This window comes from Myxococcales bacterium (genome assembly GCA_016703425.1).
Taxonomy (GTDB): domain Bacteria; phylum Myxococcota_A; class Polyangia; order Polyangiales; family Polyangiaceae; genus JADJCA01.
Genome location: JADJCA010000001.1, coordinates 878,904 through 900,787, shown reverse-complemented (window position 1 = coordinate 900,787; position 21,884 = coordinate 878,904). Strand labels below are relative to the sequence as shown.

Here is a 21,884-nt window from a genome sequence, read left to right as displayed (position 1 = left end):
TGAATCAGTCCGAGAAGATCCAGCGGTAGCCGTAGTGCCACGCCACCCCGATGTGAATGGCGACGGCGAGGAGCATGAGGATGGCCATGAACCGGTGGAGGCCGCGCCACGTGCGTAGGAGCGCGCCGCCGGCGAGGGCGTCGATTTCGCCGGCCGCGAGACCGCACACTTCGCCCACCATGCTGGCCACGAACTCCGTTTCGCTCGCGCTCACACGCTGCAGTTGCGCGTCGCTGCGGGCGGCAAGGCGAACGGCGCGACGACGGCGCCGCGCTTCAACGACCCAGCGAGGAACCATCAAGAGCACCGTGAAGAGCGACGGGTCGGCGGCGACGTGCTTGAGCGTGGAGCGCGCGAGGATGCCGCGCACCGCTGTCACGAAGTCGGGGAACATCGCGCTCAGTTGCTCGAGCCGTTGCTCGAGCGTTAGCGTTCCGGTGGGCCGCAGCGCGTAGAGGTACCGACCGACGAGGCCCGTGGCGACCACGACGGCGAGGCTCGCGCCGGTCACGACGGCGATGGTCGTTCGAAGGTGACACGCCGAGTGAAATAGGATGAGCACGCTGCCCGTGAGGCCCGTGAACACGTGCATGTTGAGCCAAAGCGTCATGGACCCGAGGGCCCACTTCGCGAGGCGACGGCGCACGAGGTAGAGGAGATTGAGGACGATGAGTCCGGTGCCGACGACGCCGTAGCCCTGACCCAGGAAGCCCGTGGAGCTGAGAATGCGGTGGTCGGCGTGGTCGAGCCGCGCCTCCGCGCCGAGGACGTAGTAGCCGTAGCCGCGCGCCGCGAGGGCGCCGGCCAGCGCCAACACGAGGACCGTGGTGATCCACATGGCGTAGGAGCGGGGTTCGCCCTTCGGCAGATCCGCGCGGCGCCGGACGCCAGAGACGAGGCCCGGCTGCGGCGCCGGGACCGTGAGGGGAGCCGGCGGCGGGAGGGTCGCGGGCTCAAGGAGCGTCGCGAGCGAGTCCAACTTTGCGCGAGTGCGTTCGCTGGGCACCTGAGCTTCGTCGTTCTGTCGGCGGGCAACGCTCATCAGTTTCTTCCTGTTGGATGGCAATCAAGGCAGAAGTTCGCAGGTGCGGCGCCCTTCGGGTATTGCGGGTTGTTCCGGTGTTCGCCGATGGCGTCGTACTTCGCGCGCGAATGGCATGAGACGCAGTCGGTGTTCGCACCGCCGACGGAAGAGCCGAGGCTCGCGTTGTGGCACGAGAGGCAAGGCTTGTTGTGGGAGCCGCTCGAGATCCGGAACTTGCTGTCGGGATGGGCGCCGCCGACGGCCGGCTTCCAGGCCCCCGTGGTGTGGCAATCGAGGCACGTCTGCGGAAACGCCGAGTGCCCTGGGTAGGGGCTCCCTTGGTAGTCCGCGAGGTGGCACGACGCGCAGGCCGTCGCCGTGCCTTTGTAAACGGCTGGCGTTCCCGTGTGGCAGCCGTTGCAGGCCGCCGTCGTGTGCGCACCGGTAAGGGGGGACGCGTGGACGAACGGCTTCCACGCCGCGGTGTTGTGGCAATTCGTGCAGGTTGCAGGGAACGTCGCGTGGCCCGGGAACGGCGCGTTCTTCTGGTCGTCGGCGTGGCAAGCGACGCAGTCCTTCGCGGTGCCCTTGTACTTCGGTGGGTTCCCGGTGTGGCAGCCGGTGCAGTTCGCCGTCTTGTGGGCGCCATCAAGCGGGTAGGCGTGGACGAAGGGTTTCCACGCGGTCGTGTTGTGGCAATCGGTGCACGTCGTCGCGAAGGTCGCGTGGTTGGGGAACGGCGCGTTCTTGTGGTCGTCGGCGTGACAGCCTACGCAATCCTTCGGCGTACCCTTGAACGTAGGCGGCGTGCCCGTGTGGCAATTGAAGCAAGAGACCTTGGTGTGCGCGCCTTCGAGCGCCCACGGATGCTCAAAGCTCGCGGGGCGCCAGCCTTGATCGGTGTGGCACGAGGCGCAGTCGGTCGAGTAGCCCGCGTGCGGCGGCGCTTTCGCCGCGTCGAAGTCCTTCTGGTGACAGCCGACGCACTTGTTCGGGGTCGCGCCCGGTTGGAACCCCTTGGTGTGGCAGTCGGTGCAGGTCGCCGATGCATGGCGGTTCCTAAGGGGGAACCACTCGTGTTTGAGCGCCTTGGCGGGGACCCACTGAACCGTCCCGTGGCAATCGTTGCAGGTTGTAGGGAACAGCCCTGCATGTTTCGGGTTGCGTGTGGCGTCGTAGGCGCCTTGGTGACACGAGACGCAGAGTTGAGATTTGACCTCGCCAGTCTCGTGAAAATCAACCGTTCGGCCGCAGGCGCCGAGGGCGAGGCCCGCCGCCAACGCCAACGCACCCACGAGCGGTGCATGGCGGGAAAGGAGCGTAGGCGGGCTCATCGGTCTGGGACGTACCGACGCGGGGCGTGGAGCAGGCAAACGGGCGTCAAGTTCGTCGGATATTACCCCTCATTATTACTGCAACTTTGCGTTGTTACGGGCGGGGCGGATTGTCGCCACTCAGGCCTCACCGCGCTTGGTGACGAGCTCGACCCCGAATTTTGCCAGGAGTTCCGCAGGAGCCGTGCCTCCTATCTGAACGATCACGGCATCGTTTGGTAACGTCAGCGACTTTCCTTCGGCCGTAAGCTCGACCTGACCCGGCGCGACGCGCACCAGCTCGCTGGGCATGAGGGGCTTCACGAGGCCCTGGGCGATGCACTCGTCGATTCGCTTTCGGTTTTCCGCGCGACACCGCGCGAACGCTGCCCGTCGGTAGCTAATCGAAACCGACGCGCACCCGCCGGCGTCGGCCAAAGACAGCGCATTTTCGACGGCGCTGTTGCCGCCGCCCACCACGAGCACGTGCTTGCCTTGAAACTCACGGGGCTCGAGGAGCCGGTAGTGCACGTGGGCCGACTCCTCGCCCGGAACACCGAGCTTGCGCGGCGTCCCGCGCCGCCCGAGGGCGAGGAACACATTCGCGGCGCGGAAGCTCCCCTGGCTCGTGGCGAGCTCCCACGTGCCATCGGGACGGTCGGTCACGCCCTCGACCAACGTTCCCGTCTGCATCGGCAGCTTGGCTTTCTCGTGGATGTCAGCCCACAGATCCATCAGCTGCTCCTTGCTCATCTTCTTCTTCTTGACGGTGCCGATGAGAGGAAACTCGAGCGCGCCCGTCATGACCACCTTCGCGCGTGGGTAGTGGAGGATCGTTCCACCGAGCCCCTCGCGGTCCAAGAGGAGCACGCGGAGCTTGGCCTCCAGCAAGCGCAAGGTCGCGCTCACACCGGCGGGGCCGGCGCCTACGACGATCGCGTCGTAGACCTCTCCGCCGCCGCGCCGCGAACCCGAGGCAACGTGGTCAGCCGCCTGCCGCCCTTGACGCACGGCGTTTCGGATGAGGCCCATGCCGGCGAGCTCGCCGATGACGTAGAGCCCGGGACGTGAGGTTTGGAAGTTTGGATCCACGAGCGGCAACTCGACGCCGCGCGTGGCGCTGCCAAAGACGACCTTGAGCGCCTTCACGGGGCAGGCCGCCACGCACGCGGCGTGTCCCACGCACGCGAGCGGGTTGATAAGCGTCGCTCTGCCCGCGATGACCTCGAGGACGTTCTTCTCCGGGCAAGCCTGCACGCATGCGCCCGACGCGATGCATCGAGACACGTCGACGACGGGGTGAAGCGTGTCGGGCACGAGCTCGCCCAGCGCCGACATGTCATCGAGCGTCGCGACAGCCTTCTTTTCTCGGCGCCGGCGCATGAGCGTCCAGAGGCCTTGGATGGCGAGCGCGGCGGCGACCAGGCCGACGATGACCCAACTCGATTCCATGCACGCCTGTGTAGCACGCATACGAACTCGACCGGCGCGTCCGACGACGGCGTATCATCGGGCGCGATGGCGGCGCCCTTCGTTCTCGTCGTGCTCATCGTCGGTCGCGGGCACGAGCGCGCCGACGAGTCCACGGTGCGGTCCGCGAGCTCGACGCTGCCGGTGGGGTCGTCGGTCGTCGTCCGCAACCTCGACGGCGCACCGACGGAGGCTGAGGCCCTCCGCTTCGAGGAGAGGGAAGCCGCGCGCGCGGTGGCCATCGTGAGCTGGGAGGGCGGCGAGCGCCGAGTCCGCCTGCGCCTTCATCGGCGCGAAGATGCGCGGTTCCTCGAGCGCAACATTCTCTTTGAAGCGTCCGACGCGCCGGCGGAGCAGGGGCGGACGGTCGGGTTTGCCCTCGCGTCGATGATCCCAGAGGCTTCGCCGGCGCTCGCCTTGGTCGCCCCCGCTGAGCCTGCGCGGGGCTCGACGCCGGCGGCGACGAATCCCGGCGCCGCTGCGCCGAGTCCCGGTGCGCCATCAGAACCTGCGCCGACATCGGCCGCGGCGTCGACGCCGCCGGCCGACGCCCCCGAAGCGAAGGATCGCGCCGGCGTGCGCGCCACCGACGCGGCGGCCCGCGTGTACCTCGACGGCGCGGTCTTCGCGGCCGCCGGGCTCGGCGGCTACGCGGGCGGCTTCGGTGGCCGTGCGGGCCTGGCGTGGATCGCGGGCGAGCGCGTGGCGCTTCGCGTCGATGGCACCTTGCGCACGGGCGAAGTGCCGCCGGCTTCTGCGAGTTCGCTCGTCGCGAGCGTTGGCCCCGGCGTGTCGCTCGAGGCGGTGGTCGCGCGACCCGTGCAGCCAATCTTCGTCGCGGCACGCGTGAACGCTCTCGCGCTCTTCCACTCGCATAGCCACCTCTCCGACGAGCCGGAGCCGGTGCGGGAGAGCCGCTGGCTCCCGGGGGCCTCGGCGCTCGTTGAGGCGGGACTGCGCCTCTCGTCGGGTGCCCGGATCTTTCTCGCCGGTGGCGCCGAGGTGGCCTTCGGCAAGACGGATGTGTTCCTCCGGAGCACCAAAGTCGCCACTGTCCCACCCGGTCGAGCCCTCGCCGAGGCAGGAATTCGTGTCCGGTTCTAGCTAGATGGGCCGCGGCAATCCTTTCGTCGGTTCCAAAGCTGACTCGTGCCTGATCCAGGGAAGACCTCGGTACTCTAAAGGCAGTGTCAACGGCGGTCGCCCAGAAACCTCACCTCCGGCTCGTGCCGGCGCCGGCGCCCGCGCCTGAGCCGTCCCGCCCTTCGTCGCCGGCCTTCGACGACAGCGAGCTGCTCCGCGCCGTTCGCGAGGGTGATCGCGGGTCCGCCGCGGCGCTCCATGACCGCGTTCGTCCGCAGGTGGACCGCACAGTGCGTCGCCTCCTCGGTGCCGGTGATCCCGATCACGAAGATCTCGTCCAGATGACGTTGATCGAGATCGTCTCCTCCATCGACCGCTTTCGCGGCGATTGCTCGCTCGACGGGTGGACCTCCACCGTGGCGGCCCACATCGTCTACAAGCACATTCGACGTCGCCGTACCGAGCGTCGCCTCTTCGGCTACGCGGCCGCCGACGACGTCACAGCCGTCGCACCCGTCTCGATGGGCCGAACGGCCCTCGCGCGCAACTTGCTGGCTCGCGTCGTCGACACCATCCGTCAGGTCGACGAGAGCAAGGCATGGACGTACGTCCTCCACGACGTGTGCGGCTACGACTTGAAGGAGATCGCCCAGATCACGGGCGTCAGCGTTGCCGCCGCCCAGACCCGCCTCGTGCGCGGTCGTCGAGAAGTCCACGAACGAATCGCCGCCGACCCCGAGCTCGCCAAACGACTCGAAGACATGGGGGAGACCACATGAACGCCCCGCAGTTCGCAGAACGCGCATCGAGACTCCTGGCCACCGCTCATAGCGGCGACGGGCCGGCTCCGTCGGAGGCCGATCGTGCGCGAGCGATCGCCGCCATCGAGGAGGCGCTGGTGGCTCGGCGTACGCGTCGCTCCCGTCAGCGCGTTGCCTTCGGAGCGCTTGCGGTGGCGGCCGTCATGGCGGCGGGCGTTGGCGTCGCGGCGCTCGCTCGGCACGATCAAGGCCGCGTCGCGGCGCCGTCACCGTCACCGGTGGCGCGTGAGCGCGGCGTCGTCAGCGTTACCGGTCACGCCAACGCGATCGGGGCGACTGTGGAGCACGACGGCAAGAGCGCGCCCTTCGTCGATGGCGTGCTCGTGGCTCGCGGCAGCCGAGTGGTGGCGCGAAGCGACGGCGGTGTGACGTTGGCGCTCTCGACGGGTACGAAGCTGTCGCTGGCGCAGGGCGCCGAGCTCGATCTCGTCTCCGACGGCGCCGCGCAGGTCTTTGCGCTCTCGGCGGGCTCCGTGCACGCCGAGGTCGCGAAGCTCAAGGGCGACGAACGGTTCCTCGTGCGCACGGCGGACACCGAGGTTGAGGTTCGCGGCACCGTATTTCGCGTCGAGCGAACGACGCCGAATCCGGCATGCGGCGGCGGTACCGCCACGCGGGTACAGGTCACGGAAGGCGTGGTCGTGGTTCGCAACGGCGGAACAGAGGACGTGCTTCGGGCCGGCGACGCTTGGCCCCGCGACTGCGCTGCAAAGACCGTTGCCGCGGTCCCCGAGCAAGCGGCGCCGGCGATGGCGCGCGCGGCAACGGAGCGCATGCCCGCGAGGGCGACGGGCGCGGTGGGCAGCCGCCTCGAAGAACAAAACGATCTCTTCGCCCGGGCCGCCGCGGCGAAGCAAGCGGGCCGCGCCCTGGAAGCGGCCGATGGGTTCGCCGAATACTCACGCCGCTTCCCGAAGGGGCCGCTGGCGGAGAGCGCGGCGGCGGAGCGCATGCGCAGCCTCGACGGCGTAGACGCTCGGCGCGCGGCGTCGGCCGCGCGGGACTACCTGTCGCGCTTTCCGCGAGGTTTTGCCCGCGCGGAGGCTGAAGCCATCGCCGCCAAGGGCGGTCGTTGAAGCGACGGCTCGTGCGCTGGCCGACCTTGCGGTCTTCGTCGTCGGCGGCGCCGCGGGTCTGCTTCTCGGCGAGCTTCGTCGCGGGCCTGGTCGTTGCGTCGTGCAACGGGGAGTTTCGCTTTGACGAGCTGAACGACGGCGGAGCCGACGGCGGCGCCGGCGCCGCTGACGCGCTCGCCGCCGACGTCAACGATGCCTCCGCGTTGCAAAGCGCCGGATGCTCCAGCGACGAAGCCTGCGCCCGCTTTGGCCTTCACTGCGAGGTGCTGTCGCAGTCGTGCGTCGTCTGCACCGACGACGCTCATTGCTCGGGGCAAAGGCCCCGATGCGACACGGCGTTGCACCGCTGCGTCGAGTGCGGCTCCGAGGGTGATTGCCCGGGAGGCATCTGCGACACGAAGACGCGGCGCTGCGTCCGGACGTGCAAGGCGGACGCGGGGCCGGGAGCATGTCCGAGCGGCTCCGAATGCGAGGATGGCCGCTGTCGACGATGCGAGACCGACGCCAAGTGCGGCGGCGCTACGCCGGTCTGCGAGGAGGACATCGGCCTCTGCGTGCAGTGCCACGAGGCCGGCGACTGTTCCGGGGCTGCGCGCCGCTGCGACCGCACGGTGGGCGTGTGCGTCGAGTGCCTCGTCGGGGCCGACTGCCCGCGACGCGGCCGGTCTGCGATCTGTCGTTCCAGTGCCAGCCGCTTTAGAGCGCATTTTTCCCGGTTGCCGGCCCACCGTGGGCACGTTACGGACTGGCCTCGATGTCTAGCCCCGTTTCCATCGGCCGCCCGTTCACGCTGTCTGACCTCGAAGACGTCGCCGTTCGCGGTCGAGCCGTTCGCTTCGACGACGCGGCCCGCGCCAAAGTGAGCGCCTCCCGCGCGGCCATCGACCGCATCGCGTCCGCGGGAGACAGCGCTCCTCGCGTGTACGGAGTGAACACCGGCTTCGGGGCCCTCAGCGAGACCCGGATCTCGGCGCAGGACATCCGCGAGCTGCAGCGGAACCTCGTTCGTTCGCACGCCACCGGCATCGGCGTGGACCTTGGCGTCCCCGAGGTGCGCGGGATCATGTTGCTGCGCGCGCAGGTCCTCGCCCTTGGCCATTCCGGGGTGCGCCCCGAGCTTGTCGACCTGCTCGTCGACATGCTGAACGCTGGCGTGCATCCGCGCATCCCCACGCAAGGTTCCGTTGGCGCATCGGGCGACTTGGCTCCGCTCGCGCACCTCGCGTTGGTCTTTATCGGTGAAGGTGAGGCGTCCGTCGACGCGCCTGGTGCCGAGGCCCGCACGCCTTACCTGGAAGGTGGCGACGCCCTCGCGGCCAAGGGGCTCGCGCCCGTCGTGCTCGAGGCGAAGGAGGGCTTGGCCCTCATCAATGGCACTCAATACATGGCGTCGCTCGGGACGCTCTCGCTGCTCTCCGCGGAACGGCTCGCCACGGTAGCGGACATCGCCGGCGCCATGAGCCTCGAGGCGCTCAAGGGGTCGCTGCGCCCCTTCGACGCGCGACTGCACGAAGCGAGGCCGCATCCGGGCCAAAAGCTTGTGGCCGCCAACATGCGCGCCTTGCTCGCCGAGAGCGAGATCATGGAGAGCCACAAGCACTGCGGCAAGGTGCAGGACGCTTACTCCTTGCGGTGCATCCCGCAGGTTCACGGCGCGACGCGCGACGCCCTTTTGTGGGTTCGCTCCGTTCTCGAGCGCGAGGTCAACAGCATCACCGACAACCCGAGCGTCTTCCTCGATGACGCCGGCGAGGCAGACTTCGTCAGCAATGGGAACTTCCATGGACAGCCGCTCGCCCTGGCGTTGGACCTCGCGGCGATGGCCGTCGCCGAGCTGGCCAACGTCAGCGAAAGGCGCGTGGAGCAGCTCGTGAACCCTGCGCTCTCGAGCGGCCTGACGGCCTTCCTCGCGAAAGACAGCGGTCTCCACTCTGGCTTCATGATCGCGCAGGTCGCCTCGGCCTCGCTGGTGAGTGAAAACAAGGTCCTTTGCCACCCGGCCTCGGTCGACTCGATTCCTTCGTCGGCGGGCAAGGAAGACCACGTCAGCATGGGCAGCGTCAGCGCGAAGAAGCTCCGCGATGTCGTCACCAACGTGAAGAACGCGCTCGCCATTGAGATCATGACGGCGGCAGCAGGGCTCGACCAGCGCGGGCCCCTCAAGCCGAGCCGCGGCGTCGCGGCGGGGCTCGCGTGCGTCCGCGAGAAGGTCGCGCCCATGGTTGGCGACCGGCCCCTCTACAAAGACAGCGCGGCCATCGCCGAGTTGGTGGAGAGCCAAGCGCTCGTCCGCGCCGTGGAGCGGAGCGTCGGCAAGGTGGCGTGAGAGGTCGGCGCCCGCGCGGGCGCAAAATGTCCTACCTTCTTGGCCGAGCGAAGCGGAAGGCCCCTTGGCGGAATGGCAGACGCAGCGGATTTAAAATCCGCGGCCCGAAAGGGCGTCCCGGTTCGAGTCCGGGCGGGGCTACTGGGTTGAAAACATAGGTGCCATTCGGCGAAATCGGGGCACCTTGGACCTTTTCGCCAGGGGGCAAAGAGCCTCCCGAGAGCGGCGCCGAGGGCGAGACCGAAGCGCTACGGTTTCGTCGGGCGTTGATGCCTCGCGAGGGACGCGCAAACTGAGATCGCTGGTTGCGCGGCGCTCGAGGTGCGGCTTCCTTCCTGGTTCATCTTCTTGGCGTCGCGGTCTTGGCGCGCTCCATGCACCAACCTGTGCATGCTTTCGATACGCCTTTCAGGTCTCTTCGCACTGGGGCTCAGCCTGTTCGTCTCTGGCTGCGGAGTCGGAAGCTCCGACGAGGCCGCCGAGGAAGCCGAAGGGGCACTCGAGGCGAAGGGGAGCCCGCAATCGACGGTCATCTTCGGAAACCTCCGCGGCAAGAACCTGGCTCCGCCAGGGTCCGCCCAGAGTCTTTGGAAATTGCCACCGACCCTTACGCTCGTGACCCAGTGCCCCGGAGCAGAAGAGCAGAGGTCGACGGCCGCAACGAAGTACGGGAGCCCGAATGCGAGTGGCCTCGCGTCGGGCGAGGCGAACTACCACGCGAACCTCGTACGCTTGCCGTCGAGCGGGCGTTGCCAGCTCACCGTCTCCGACGGTTCGAAGACCGGCAAGCCGACCCAAGTCATGGCGTACAAGGAGCCGACGCGGTACGACTTCGACGTGTCGCCCGAACTTGACCTCGAGTCGGGCGCTCGGTAGGCCCGCGCGGTCAACGGCGCCGGCTCCCCCCGTGACTCAAGGGGAGCGTCGCCCCCGAACGAACGCGAACGCTGACCGCCAGTTCTCCAGGGTCAGCGGTCGGGTCGCAGCGGGAAATGGCGATTCTCGAGGAAGCTTCGACCGTCGGGTCCAACGCGCTGAAGGTGACCGTGGGGGCCGAGGCGCCCGTGCGCGCCGAGTAGGTCGCTCGTCGTAAACCGCGCCACTCGCGCGCCGTCCAAGGAGCGGTACACACCAGGATCCAGCTCGCGATAGCCGCTACCGAGCCAACGAAGGGCCCCTCGCAAGAAGGTGCTCTCGGCCACGACGAGCCCCGCCCTCGCGGCCGTGTTGCGCACCGCCATGGGCCCGAAGCCAAACGACGCCATGCGCTCTATGTCGTCGTTTGTGATCTGCAAACCTCGACGCGCCTCGACGAAGTCTGGCGAGGCGTTGCGGACGCTCGTTCCGTCGCCCGCCGCCGGTCGGCCGTTCGGGTGCTCCGGCGTGCAGGCGTTCAACGATTGGATCAAGCGACTCAGCTCGCCGTTGAAGAGTTGCTGAAACGCGCCGGTCATGGCGCCATTCTCGAAGCTCCCGCCACCCAGCTTGCTCGCAACGCCTCCAACCGCGGCGGAGATAGCGACGCGCTGGAACGCGTCTTTTCCCAGACCGATGAGCGGCTCCAACGCTCCGTGCGCGAACCCGGCGATGAAGCCGTGCACGAAGTCTCCGCCGTAGGCCGCATTCTGTGCGCCGGCCACGAGGCCGTGCGCGAGCGCCTTGAACGGGATCTGGAAGAAGGGGTCGGCGATCTGAGACCCTATGGCACCTATCGCTGCGGTGAAGCCCCCGAAGATCGCGCCGATGAGCGCGCCCTTGATGCCCCCGGAGATCGCGCCATTGATGGCTCCTCCCACGACAGCCACCACCGGCAGCAAGTACGGCGCCACGACTGCGACGACGACCGAGACGACGACAAGCACCACGCGAACGACGACTCGAAAGATGCTGGAGAATGACCTCCAGAGCTTCTTGAAGATGTGGCCGCTCGGGTCGACGACGCTGATGGGGTTGTTGCCGCCGTACACGTACCGATGAACCCCGTTGACCTCGTCGGTGGACTGCACCACCAAGTCCGCCGAAAGGAATCGACCGAGCATGGGGTCGTAGACACGCGCGCCCATGTTCACGAGGCCGATCTCCTCGAGGGTTTGGTGCCCGGTGAATCCCTTGTCGGTAGCCTTGCCTCTGAGCAAACCTGACAGGTCGTCGGTACCGACCGTGAAGCGACGCTTTCCGTGGGCGTCGTACGACAGTCGCTGCGAGACCGTGGCCGCGGCGTCGGTCACGACGCTCGTCGAGCCGAGGTGGTCGTGCAGCAGAAAGCTGAGCCCGTTGTCAGTCTCGGTGGCGGCGCCTGCCGCCACGGTCGCGCGGTGAACCGCTCGCACCACGCCGCCGACCGTCACGAAGGTGCGCCTCTCGCGCGTGCCGTCCGCCTTGGTCTCGAGCTCGAAGTCTCCGGCGTACCGCGTCGTCGCGCCGTCCGACGTGTGCTTGAGCGCGAGCTGCCTTGCATCGTCGTACGCGAAGTCGATGGACGCAGCACCCGACTCGATCCGCGCGGGCTTGTCGAAGGTCGTCCACGAGAGCGTGCGGCCCGCCCCCGTCGTCGTATTCCCGTTCGCGTCGTACGCGTAGGTCGCGACCTCCGCTCCGCCCCGCTTGACGCTGGTGGCAAGGTGCTTGCGGGCGACGTCGTAGGTGTAAGCGCCGAAGTCGCTCTTCGATAGAATGTTGCCGGCATCGTCGTACGTAAGCGTCCTAGCGGACGGGCCGGTGACGCCCGTCAGCCGGTCGAGTTCGTCGTATTGGAACGCCTCGACGAGGCCCGTGACCCGGTCCTTCCGCTGGGTGAGGTTCCCCATGGGGTCGAAGGCGAACTCCATGTCTTGCGGCGTTTCGCCGGCACAAGCCGCCGGAAGCTTCTCGTTGCGCGCGCTGTCGGGGTTGTAGAAGCAGCCAACGTTGTCTCGTCGCGTGACTGGATTCCACGTCGCCATGTTGGGGGTGCACGCGGCGGGCACGCACGACAAGCCGTCTTTGCGCGGCGTCTTGACGCTCTTCAGCTGACCGGTCCGCGCGTCAAACTCTCGCGTGGTGACGAGTCCGTTCTCCAGCGTCTCCCGAAGCAGCGCTCCAGAGGCGTCTGCGTCGAGCGCCCGCCAGACGCTGGCGCCGCTCGCGGAACCTCGCCGCATGGCCACGACGCGCCCCGTGGAGTCGTACTCGGGGACGAGCTTGAGCCCGTTCGCCACGAGCGTGCCCGGGTAGGTGATGGAGGCAAGGCGCCCCGTCGCCGCGTCGTAGGCGCGCGTGGTTCGCAGGCTCGTGCCGTCGACGATGCGCGTCTCGCCGATCTCCCGGCCGAGCGTGTCATACGCGAAGGTTCGCTTGGATGTCGTCGCAAGCACACCGGCCTTCAGCTCCTTCACCTCGGCGATGGCCAAGAGCCCGCGCAGCGTCTTTGTGCCCGCGGTTGCCGTGTCGAAGGTGAAGCGAACGTCGCGCACGATCGTGTTGTTCGCGGTGCGCTCCAGCGTGCGCGTAGTGCGGTCCAGAAGGTCGAACGTGTGGTCCTTGCGCTGGCCCTTCGCGTCGAGCTCCTGGACGGCCCTGCCGAACCTGTCGAGGACGAAGGTGCGCTTTCCCGCGTTCTTCTCCGCGATGGATGTTCGCCGGCCTCGTTTGTCGTAGGTGATCGTCGTCTCCACACCCAACGGGTCCTTCGACGCGACGAGCTGACCGTGGACGTCGTAGGTGTGCGTGAGCGTCAGCGCTCGGTCGCTGAGCACCTCGGACACCGCCGCGAGCTTGCCGTCGACGGTCGAGGTCTTGGACTTCACATGGCCGCGCGGGTCCACCTCCGTAACGGTGCGGCCCTTATGGGCGAAGCGCGCGACGGCTCCGTCGGGCGTCGTCGCGCTGAGCTCGCGGCCGAGCGCGTCGTACGTGAAGACGTGGTCGTGTTTGAGGTCGCCCGCGAAGTATGGGCGTGATTCTCGGAGCTTTAGCCCGCTGGCGCTGTACGTCGTGTCGACGTACACGGGCTTGCCGGCCCACCCGTCGGTGGTCTTTCGAACGGTGCGGCCCAGCAGGTCTGTGTAGACCGTGGATGACCCTGCATCGCTCGTGGTCGTGCGCGAGACGAGCGCGGCTGACGTGGGGTCGCCTCCCGCGTGCTTCTGGACCGTGAAGGTCGTGACGCGCCCGTCGGGCATCGTTTCGCCGATCTTGCGCCCCAGCGGATCGTACGCAGCGGTGCTGACGAGCTCGTTGGGGTCCGTCGTCGACGTGACGGTCCCGAACCTGCCGTCGTAGACGTACCGCGTGACGTGCCCGAGCGCATTGATTCGTTCGACGGCGAAGCGCCCGGTGGGGTCAAACTTCGTCGAGCTCGAGCGCGTCAGGGCGCCCGCCGTCTCCGTCGCCGTCAGTCGGTTGCCGAAGGCGTCGTGCGTGTACGACGTGATCGTCGCGAGCGACGCGTCGTCGGGTTCGATGGTCTCACTCGCGAGGAGTCCGTTCGCCGCGTAGGTGAACGACGACGTGCGAGTCTCCGGGGTCGCGCCGGTCCTCGACTTCGTTGTGGTCGCGCGCGTGAGCCGACCCAGAATCCATCCCGCGGTGTCGTGCGCGAACGTGTTGGTCGTCGTCGAAGTGACCACCTCGCTTGTGTCGCCGGCGGAACGGCGCGTGTCGACGCTCACCGTGGTGGGGAACCCGTAGGCGTAGCCGCTGTACCTCGTGGTCATGTGGCGAATTGGCGTGCCGTCGAGCTCGCTCTCGGACTCGTCCGTCCGCGTGCGCGTGAGCACATACGGCGCCGAGCTCGTCCAGTTGGTGGTGTGCTGCGTCGACTTGACCAGCGCGCCACCGGCGTACGTGTCTTCCCGGTCCTCGGTGCCCGTCGCTGGGAAGGGACCGTGGAATGTCTTGACCGTCACGTGGCCCGTCGACTGATCCGTGGACGTGATCTTGCGGAAGCCGAGGAAGCCGCGGCCGTTCGGATCGACGCCTCCTCCTTCGTACACGTAGGAAACGGCCCGCTTGCCGCCGACGCCGTCGCTCGAACGCACCGCCGTGACGACCTCGATGTTCTGGCCCACGGGGCTCCGATGGAACTCGGCGGCACGGGAGTAGGTCGCGCTGCCGTCCTTGAGCTTCTCGTAGTCGAGCTCGTGCTCGAGCCCGAGCCCGTCTTGTATCTTCACCACGACGTCGGCGTTTCGCCCAACGGCGATGTTGGCCCAGAATGCGCCGCCGCCATCCACTTCGAGGAGGTCGAGCAGGCCGTCGCCGTTCAGGTCGGCGGCCATCGGCTTTGCAGGCGCTTGGCAATGGACCGCGGCCAGCTTGCCCACGTGCGCCACGTAGGCATTGCCCCAGCAATCTTGACCGGCGGGGATCGTAAGATCGCAACGCGCGTCTTGGACTTGGCCGTTAAAGACAGCGGACCAGGCGCCGTTCGCGCGGTATTGCGTGCTCTCGAGCCAAGGGCCAGGTGGTGCCGGGGAGGCATCGCACCCGCCCGCGTTGCAGTAGGACGTGTCGCACACGGTCCCGTTGCCACAGCAGTACTGGCCCCCGCTCTCGCCACCGGTATCGCAATACTGCGTGCACACCTCGCGGCAGTTGGATTGCACCGGCGTGTAGTCCAAGCTCGGGGTCCAGAGGTCGCTCTGGCCGTTGCCGTGGCTCCGAAATGGCGCAGCCTGGTCAGCGCATTGCGGCGTGCACCAGTCACTGCCTTCGGCGCTCTGGGTGCAGGTTTGGTAGGAGCCCGTGGTGCGGCCTTCGACGTTGCCCCAGCGGAAGCCGCACTCGAACCCAGCGTTGGCCGGCGCATAGCCGAGCTCTTGGCACGTCGACGTCTCCCAATGAAAGTCGCCCCGCCGTGCATCCACGCGCCGGACGGCGTCAGCCACGGGGTGGGGAGCCGAAAGGTCTTGTTTGGCCCGACGTGCGCGTCGTACCAAACGTTCCACGCGGGGACGTGATCGAACCCGGTGCTGTGCGTGGTCGCGAGCCCGACGCGAATGACGCCCTCGGAGAAGCCGAGCGCGTCAGCCTTCCCGTCACCGTTGACGTCGACGAACACGTCCTCGGCGCCGACGGCCGCGTACGGCTGGGTGTAGACGAGCTTCGTCCCCGTCGACCAATACACGTGCGAGGTGCCGCCACTGTCGCGAACGATGAGGTCCGTCGTCCCGTCGCCGTTTACGTCCGTGAGCTGCCGAGCGCCGCCAAGCAGGGTGCCCCACCACGATTCGGGCCCGAAGCCCGTCGCGCTGCCGTCAGAGCGACGTACGAACACTTGGTGGTCACGAACCTCCATCAGATCGGTGCGACCGTCGGCGTCGAAGTCACCGAACGAGAGCTCACCGCTCGTGGAGGCCCACGCGCCGGGCCCCCAGAATCCGGCGCCGCTCGAGATCCACACGTTGACGGTTCCGCGCTGCACGTCCGCCAGGTCTGCCTTGCCGTCGCCATTGAAGTCAGCAACCTGAAAGCTGCCAAAGAGGTCGGCCCGTTGACTCCAAGTCTGCCGCGGCTGAAAACCCGCTCCGTTCGACAGCCACACGAAGATGCGCCCGTCGGTGTACGCCGTCAGCAGGTCGCTCCTGCCGTCGCCGTTGAAGTCGGCGACGACTGGAACGCGCTGCGGAGGCAGATCGCCGATGGGGGCCTGCCAACCTGTAAAGCTCGAGCCGTTCGAGTAGTTGACGTAACCGGTCCAGCCGCCGTTGTGCCACGTGAAGACGTCGGCTCTGCCGTCGCCGTTGAAGTCGCCCGTCAGCAGGCCTCCTTGTCCCTCGTTCCCGAACCACCGGCGGTCGTAGCGAAACGCGGGCAGCGACCAGGTGAACCGTGTTGGCGAGAAGCAGACATCTCCTTCGCCGCACTCCGTAAGCGAGATGAGACGCGTACGTCCGCCCGCAGCGCCGTTGTCGTAGGCAAGCTTGTACCGGCGGACGACACGCGAGCCGTCGCGAGTGACGAGCTCTTTGACGCGCTGGTGGGGCCGGAAGAAGTTTCCCGAGTGGAACACCGTCTTGACGTCGGGCCGTGACTCGTACGTCAATTGGACGCTTTGCCCGGTGCGGGCGCCCGTGCCGCCGAAGGAGTGAATCGCGGTCGGTACCGCGGTGCTGCTGCCGTTGTGCTCGTAGTAGGAGATGTCGTAGCCGTTGCCGACACGGTCAGCGACGCGGTTGACCAGCCAGCGAAACACGTGGCCCGGGTGCTCTACGCCGGATTGCCATCGTTCGACGCGCGAGTCCTCTGTCGCGCCGTATTGGAGGTGGCGGCCGTCACGCGTCCACACTTCAAACGAGACGGGGCCGCCGTGCGCGGTCCCTCGTGACACAACCCGCGAATACGTCTCGACCTCGGTTCGGTACTCGGTGTCGGCGGCGCCGTATTCACCGCCGACGGCCACGAGCCGCTGTCCGTCCAGGCAGAACCTGTCGACCTCGTCCCACCGCAGCGAGTCCGGCGCGCCGTCTTGGGCGACGGTCTTGGTGCAACGGCTGATGCCGGAGAGCCCGCCGAGCGAAAAGCCGAGCCCGAAGACGCCATCGGCGTCGTCGCTCGTGTATTCGATCGACAGCTTCGGCTGGAAACCACCGGGGCCGGGTGCGACCACGATGGGCAGCGAGTAGCTCGCTTGCCCCAGCCGCGAGATCTGAAGCGCGCCGGGCGTCGTGCCAGCGACGACTGTGCCCGCTGCGGGCATGCTGTCAGTTGGCGTGAGCCCTTGCGAGGCCACCCCGACGCCGACCTCGCCCGTGTGTTCGTCAGTGGCTCCGCCGCAGGCGAGCACCAGGGCCGTGATGAGGACCCCAAGCAGGGCGGACCGCCGGTTCAGCGGCCCTACGAGTTGGTGACGCATGCGCCCGACGTGAGCAATCCGGGTGCCAGCCGTGCACCACCGCTACCGGCGCCTCAGCACGTTGATTTCGCTCGCGCCGCGCCTCGTCAGATCGGGGACGCTGCGACGGAGCATCGCTGCAACGTCCTCCCGATCGCGGCCAGGCCTTGCCGGGCAGCGGGCCGCCCGCGGGCGCGGAACGCCGCGAAGCGGCGCGCGGCGCGCACGGCACGTCCTGTGTATCGCGCGTCCGCATGGTGAAGGTCTACTCGCTAATCCTCGTCGCGCTCGCGTGCTGCACATCCGGAGCCGGCGTCGCCCCCGACCCACCAACCGCTTCGGCCGCGGGGCACGACGCCGGCGCCGCCGCCGACGCCATGCTCGGGGCCGCCCTCGACTCGGACGGGGCGACGGCTACGTGTTCCGGCGCGCGTCCCGCGTGCGTCGTCTTGCCAACGCAGACGAACGCCGCGTCGCCCATCTCGCTCGCGGACGGCGGAGCGCTGCACCCGCGAGGATTTATCGGCGATCCGTCCGTCATGCACGACAACGGGAAGCATCGCATGTGGTTTACGTCGAGCCGCCAGCGAACGCCCTGCGCGGGCGCCTGGTACGAGTGCCTCGTTCAAGGAATCGCGTACGCAGAGAGCGCAGACGGCGCGACGTGGACGCCGTTTCTTTTGCCTCAGAGCCAGACAGAGCTCACGACCCTCGTCGCCGAGCCTCCGCCGGGCGCCTGGGACGAGACGGGCATGGAGACGGCGTCCGTCTTGCGCGGCCACGACGGCAGACTACGGATGTTCTACACAGGGCATCGTGCGCCCGCCGGGCAAGCGCTGCCTTGGGACGCGATCGGCCTCGCCGAGTCCGACGACGGAATCGCCTGGAAGCGCGCCACCGCCCCGGTCTTCGAGCCCGAGTTGCCCTGGGAGCGTGCTTGTTGCGACGCGGCGTGCAACTGTCGCTGGGGTGGCGTGCTCGAGCCGTCAGTGCTCTGGGACGCTGCCACCAAGACGTACAAGATGTGGTACGCGGCGGTCGGCGAGCTCGGCGGCGTTGCGACGTACCGCATCGGCTATGCGACGTCGCCCGATGGGCTCTCGTGGACGCGCGCGGCGTCCCCGGTCCTCGTGCCCGGCGCCGTCGGTGCGTGGGACTCGCATGTCGTGAGTCACGTCAATGTTGTCGCTGATGCCTGCGCGCCAGGGCTGCACATGTTCTTCCACGGCTACGGCGCCGCCGAGGATGCCATCTGCCAAGCGGGCCCCTGCGACGGCTATACGCCGGGCTCGATCGGGTACGCGTTCTCGACGGACGGTTTGACGTGGACCCGTGGGGCCGCTCCAATCCTTCGGCCGAGACAAGGCGCGTGGGATGGCTTCTTCATCGGCGGCCCGAGCGCGCTCCTCCGCGATGGAGTGCTCGAGCTCTTCTACTTCGGCAACGCGGACCGCGCGCGTGCCAACGCGTTTGAGAGTCAACTCGCGCGCCTCACCGTCGCATGTGAAGGGTAGAGGGGGGCGAGCGCGAGCTGGGCGCCGGAGCCGTTCGCCCAGCGCGCGATGCGAGCGCGCGAGCCGAGCGGCTTCCCCGCAAAGCGACGAGCCCGCCGGCTCGTGAGAGCGGGCGGGCCCGAGCGCCGTCTGCGAGTGGTTCTCTCGCGGATGTCAGTCGTCGTTCTGGATCGTGCCTGTTCCGGAGCTGCCACCAACGAGAAGCGTCGCGTTGGTCGGCGCCGACAGGTTGACCGTGAAAGCCTGGTTGGGCTCGGTGGTCGCGTCCTTGTTGACCTGGACCGTGATCGTCTTGGAGAGGTCGCCAGGCAAGAACGTCAACGTGCCCGCCTGCGCGACGTAGTCGGACGGCTGAACTGCCGTGCCGTTGGCCGTGGCGTAGTTCACCGTGACGGTGGATTGGCTGGTACCCGAGAGCACGACCGTGAACGTAAAGGGCGTCGTGTTCGCGGTGTTGGGCGCCGGCGTTCCTTCGAGGGCGCTCACGCCGTTGATGCTCAGCGTCGGCGTGGCGTCGTCGTCGGTGATGCGTCCGGTGCCGCTGGGGTTAGCCGCGCTGATGAGAGCCCCGACGGGGTTGGCCAGCGAGACGAGAAACGTCTCCGCACCCCCGGGTTCGTCGGTGGTGTCCCCGTTGATGGTGACGGTCACCGTCTTTGACGTCTGCCCCGGCGCGAACGTGAGCGTACCGCTCTTCGCGACGTAGTCCGTGCCTCCTGCGACGGCAGACCCGTCGTCGTAGCCGTGCCGTTCGAGGTCGCGTAGCCCACCGTAACGCTGCGGCCGCTGACCGCGCTGAGCGTCACGTTGAAGCTGATGGAGCCGGTTCCCGCGTTGCCTTCTGCAACGGCAGCCGGATCGTTGATGGATACGGTCGGGGTGGCGTCGTTGTCGGTGATGAAGCCGACCCCGGTGCCGTCCCCAATGGCGGCATTCGACGACGGTGCCGATAGAAGTACGCGGTAGTTCTCGTTGGGCTCATCGGCCGTGTCGCCGTTGACGGTGACTGCGATGGTCTTGGATAGGTCCCCTGGCGCGAAGGTGAGCGTCCCTGACGTAGCGACGTAGTCCTGGCCGCCGTTGGCAAGGATGCCCCCAGGAGATGGCCGGACTAAAGCCCAGGCGAGTCGTCCCGTTTGCGGTGGCGTAGTTGACCGTGATGGTCTGCGCCGACGCCTGGGACAGGGTCACCGTAAAGGTCGCCGTTTTGGAGCTCGCATTGCCCTCGGCCACCGTCACGTCGTCGATGCTGAGGAGCGGCAACGCACCGTCGTCGTTCTGGATGGTGCCGGTACCCGTCGCGGTCGCGTTCGCCGTGTTGGTTGCGCCGGTGATGTTCACGTCGAAGGTCTCGGGACCCTCGGCGGTGGTGTCGCCGGAAACCTGAACGGTAATGGTCTTCGCGGTCTCGCCGGCGCCAAACGCGAGCGAGTCGCTCGCCGCCGTGTAGTCGGAGCCTGCCGTGGCCGTCCCGTTTGCGGTGGCGAAGTTCGCCGTGACCGTGCGCGCACTGGGGGCGCTCAAGGTGACGGTAAACGTAAACGCAACGTTGCCGAGGTTGCCTTCGTTGACCTGAACGTCGTCGATTGCAAGTGTCGGCGAGTCATCGTCGTCGTTGATGGTGCCCGTCGCCGTGGCGGTCCCCAAGGTCGCGTTCGTTGGGCCACTGAGGGTGGCGGTCAGGGTCTCGTTGGCTTCGTCGAGAAGGTCGCCATTGACGGGCACCGTGATGGTTTGGGTCAGCGTGCCCGGCGTGAACGTCAGCGTGCCGCTTGCGGCTACGTAGTCTTGCCCGCCCGTCGCCGCCGACCCGCCGACCTGCGCCGTGCCATCGGTTGTCGCGTAGGCGACGGTGACGGTCTTTCCGCTGGCTGCCGAGAGGGTGACGTCGAACGTGAGGTTTGCCGTGCCCGCCTGACCCTCGGTGACTTGGGCCGCGGCGATGGCGACGCTGGGTGCCGAGTCGTCGTTCGTGATGGTGCCGACGGCTTGCGCGTCGGTGATGAGGGCGTTGGTCGCGTTGCTGAGATCGACGGTGAAGGTCTCGTCGCTTTCGTCGGCGGTCTCGCCCGTGATGTTGACCGAAATGGTTTTGGTCGTCGGATCGCCGCTGAGGAAGGTCACGGTTCCGTTGGTCGCGCCGAAGTCGCTTGCGCTCAAGGCTGTGCCATCGGTCGTCTTGTAGTCGACCGTGATGGTCTGCGCTGGCGTCGCGCTGAGGGTCACTGTGAAGGTCATCACCTTCGAGCCGGCGTTCCCTTCGGCGATGGAGACGTCACCGATGGTGAGGTTCGGCAACACCACGCCGTCGTCGTTCTGGATCGTTCCGGTGCCCGTCGCCGTTCCAAGGGTGGCGTTGGCGGGGGAGGTGAGGTTCACCGTAAAGGTCTCGTTGGTCTCAACGTCGACGTCGCCGCCGACGTCGACCGAGACGACCTTCGAGGTCTCGCCCGGGGCAAACGTGAGGGTCGTATCCGGCAGCGCGGTGTAGTCGCCTCCCGCGGCGGCCGTCCCGTCGGCGGTCGCGTAGTGGACCGTCACCGTCTGACCGCTCGCCGCCGACAACGTCGCGGTGAAGTTCGTGCGCGTGGTGCCCGAGTTGCCCTCGACGACGAGCGCGTCGCCGATGGACACGCTCGGTACCGCGTCGTCGTTGGTGATGGTCCCGGTGCCGGTGCCCGTCGCGATGACGGCGTTCGTGGGCGCCGAGAGTTGCAGCGACAACGTCTCGTCGGCTTCGTTCTTGGTGTCGCCGGCCACGAGAACCGTCACGGTCTTCGTCGTGTCACCCGGATCGAAGGTCAGCGTGCTCGTCGTCGCCGTGTAGTCGCCATCGGCGACGGTCGCGGTGCCGTCGGCGGTCGCGTAGGCCACCGTGATCGTGTCCGTCGACGCAGCCGAGAGGGTCACATTGAACGTCAACGACGCGTTCCCAGAGGCACCTTCGTCGATGGCGACGTTGTCCACCGAGAGTGTCGGAAGAGTGCCGCCGTCGGGGAGCGCGGCGTCAACCGCGCCGTCGTCGGTGGAGCCATCCGCCGCGCCATCCGTGGCCGCGTCATCGACCGTGCTGTCAGCCCCGCCGTCGGTCCCCGGTCCGGTGTCGTTGTCCGACCCGCTGTCGGTCGTTCCGCCGTCGCCTGGCGTCGTGCCGCCATCGCTCTTCGTGGTTCCGCCGTCGCCGGTGCCCGAGTCTTCCTCCGTCGTCGTCGTCGCTACGGGGTCGGAGCCTCCGCACGCGACGCCGCTGAGCGGTGCGCCGAGGGCCACGAGGCCGATGAGAACGGCGTGTCTTGCGAGGAGTGTACGGAGCACACGAAGAGAAGAGCGATTCATTCAGGATCTCCAGGGAGCGCAGCGAGTTCGCCGCACCGGGGTCGTACAGGGGTCGTTCGACGCATCGCAAGGGTCGGCGCGCACGGAGGACGCAGAGATGTGGGGAGG

At 67.9% G+C, this 21,884-nt stretch carries 12 protein-coding genes, 1 tRNA gene and 3 pseudogenes; 7 read left to right on the top strand and 9 right to left on the bottom strand.

Annotated elements, in window-relative coordinates; translation table 11 throughout:
* Positions 1-4 precede the first annotated feature (4 nt).
* The 3 genes from IPG50_03910 to IPG50_03900 form a co-directional block, all read right to left on the bottom strand.
* Entirely contained in the window at positions 5-1,042 is a 1,038-nt protein-coding gene (locus tag IPG50_03910) for a hypothetical protein (GenBank protein MBK6691332.1), read from the bottom strand.
* Positions 1,042-2,358 carry a hypothetical protein gene (locus tag IPG50_03905; protein ID MBK6691331.1) on the bottom strand — a complete coding sequence of 439 codons (1,317 nt, stop codon included), beginning with the start codon at positions 2,356-2,358 and terminating at the stop codon, positions 1,042-1,044. Before IPG50_03905 ends, IPG50_03910 begins: the two co-directional genes overlap by 1 nt.
* 120 nt (positions 2,359-2,478) lie before the next feature.
* Positions 2,479-3,789: an NAD(P)-binding domain-containing protein gene (locus IPG50_03900; protein ID MBK6691330.1), complete on the bottom strand. Its 1,311-nt coding sequence runs from the start codon at positions 3,787-3,789 to the stop codon at positions 2,479-2,481.
* 66 nt (positions 3,790-3,855) lie between these two features.
* Between IPG50_03900 and IPG50_03895 the strand changes: the two genes are divergently transcribed.
* From IPG50_03895 to IPG50_03870, 6 genes are all read left to right on the top strand, one after another.
* On the top strand, positions 3,856-4,911 hold the full coding sequence (locus IPG50_03895; protein ID MBK6691329.1) for a hypothetical protein: 1,056 nt from the start codon (positions 3,856-3,858) through the stop codon (positions 4,909-4,911).
* Between the two features lie 83 nt (positions 4,912-4,994).
* Positions 4,995-5,669, top strand: coding sequence for a sigma-70 family RNA polymerase sigma factor (locus IPG50_03890; GenBank protein ID MBK6691328.1), 675 nt, complete (start codon positions 4,995-4,997; stop codon positions 5,667-5,669).
* Positions 5,670-5,788: 119 nt separating this feature from the next.
* Positions 5,789-6,787 carry a FecR domain-containing protein gene (locus IPG50_03885; GenBank protein MBK6691327.1) on the top strand — a complete coding sequence of 333 codons (999 nt, stop codon included), beginning with the start codon at positions 5,789-5,791 and terminating at the stop codon, positions 6,785-6,787.
* A gap of 754 nt (positions 6,788-7,541) precedes the next feature.
* Positions 7,542-9,113, top strand: a complete 1,572-nt coding sequence (gene hutH / locus IPG50_03880) for a histidine ammonia-lyase (protein ID MBK6691326.1) — start codon at positions 7,542-7,544, stop codon at positions 9,111-9,113.
* Positions 9,114-9,171: 58 nt separating this feature from the next.
* Positions 9,172-9,254, top strand: a tRNA-Leu gene (locus IPG50_03875).
* Between the two features lie 249 nt (positions 9,255-9,503).
* Positions 9,504-9,989: a hypothetical protein gene (locus tag IPG50_03870; protein MBK6691325.1), complete on the top strand. Its 486-nt coding sequence runs from the start codon at positions 9,504-9,506 to the stop codon at positions 9,987-9,989.
* 92 nt (positions 9,990-10,081) lie between these two features.
* Here IPG50_03870 and IPG50_03865 read toward each other — a convergent pair whose 3' ends face one another.
* Complete coding sequence (locus IPG50_03865) at positions 10,082-14,416, bottom strand: hypothetical protein (GenBank protein ID MBK6691324.1); 4,335 nt, start codon at positions 14,414-14,416, stop codon at positions 10,082-10,084.
* On the bottom strand, positions 14,356-16,947 hold the full coding sequence (locus IPG50_03860) for a VCBS repeat-containing protein (protein MBK6691323.1): 2,592 nt from the start codon (positions 16,945-16,947) through the stop codon (positions 14,356-14,358). Before IPG50_03860 ends, IPG50_03865 begins: the two co-directional genes overlap by 61 nt.
* A gap of 233 nt (positions 16,948-17,180) precedes the next feature.
* On the opposite strand from IPG50_03860, the gene IPG50_03855 reads away from it, so the two are divergent.
* Positions 17,181-18,440: a hypothetical protein gene (locus tag IPG50_03855; protein ID MBK6691322.1), complete on the top strand. Its 1,260-nt coding sequence runs from the start codon at positions 17,181-17,183 to the stop codon at positions 18,438-18,440.
* A 153-nt stretch (positions 18,441-18,593) separates the two neighbouring features.
* Here IPG50_03855 and IPG50_03850 read toward each other — a convergent pair whose 3' ends face one another.
* The 4 genes and pseudogenes from IPG50_03850 to IPG50_03835 all read right to left on the bottom strand — a co-directional run bounded on the left by IPG50_03850 (position 18,594) and on the right by IPG50_03835 (position 21,776).
* The gene (locus tag IPG50_03850; GenBank protein ID MBK6691321.1) at positions 18,594-19,091 is read right to left on the bottom strand and encodes a hypothetical protein; all 498 of its coding nucleotides are present in this window, start codon (positions 19,089-19,091) and stop codon (positions 18,594-18,596) included.
* A pseudogene (locus IPG50_03845) lies at positions 19,088-20,204 on the bottom strand (hypothetical protein). Before IPG50_03845 ends, IPG50_03850 begins: the two are co-directional and overlap by 4 nt.
* A 258-nt stretch (positions 20,205-20,462) precedes the next feature.
* Positions 20,463-20,921, bottom strand: a pseudogene (locus tag IPG50_03840) (sodium:calcium exchanger).
* A gap of 225 nt (positions 20,922-21,146) precedes the next feature.
* Positions 21,147-21,776 (bottom strand): annotated as a pseudogene (locus IPG50_03835) (hypothetical protein).
* Between the last annotated feature and the right edge of the window lie 108 nt (positions 21,777-21,884).

Bases quoted from the DNA above. Each gene is read 5' to 3' on its own strand.
- IPG50_03910 (MBK6691332.1), bottom strand. From the start codon at position 1,042: ATGAGCGTTGCCCGCCGACAGAACGACGAAGCTCAGGTGCCCAGCGAA.
- IPG50_03905 (MBK6691331.1), bottom strand. From the start codon at position 2,358: ATGAGCCCGCCTACGCTCCTTTCCCGCCATGCACCGCTCGTGGGTGCG.
- IPG50_03900 (MBK6691330.1), bottom strand. From the start codon at position 3,789: ATGGAATCGAGTTGGGTCATCGTCGGCCTGGTCGCCGCCGCGCTCGCC.
- IPG50_03895 (MBK6691329.1), top strand. From the start codon at position 3,856: ATGGCGGCGCCCTTCGTTCTCGTCGTGCTCATCGTCGGTCGCGGGCAC.
- hutH (MBK6691326.1), top strand. From the start codon at position 7,542: ATGTCTAGCCCCGTTTCCATCGGCCGCCCGTTCACGCTGTCTGACCTC.
- IPG50_03870 (MBK6691325.1), top strand. From the start codon at position 9,504: ATGCTTTCGATACGCCTTTCAGGTCTCTTCGCACTGGGGCTCAGCCTG.
- IPG50_03860 (MBK6691323.1), bottom strand. From the start codon at position 16,947: ATGCGTCACCAACTCGTAGGGCCGCTGAACCGGCGGTCCGCCCTGCTT.
- IPG50_03855 (MBK6691322.1), top strand. From the start codon at position 17,181: ATGGTGAAGGTCTACTCGCTAATCCTCGTCGCGCTCGCGTGCTGCACA.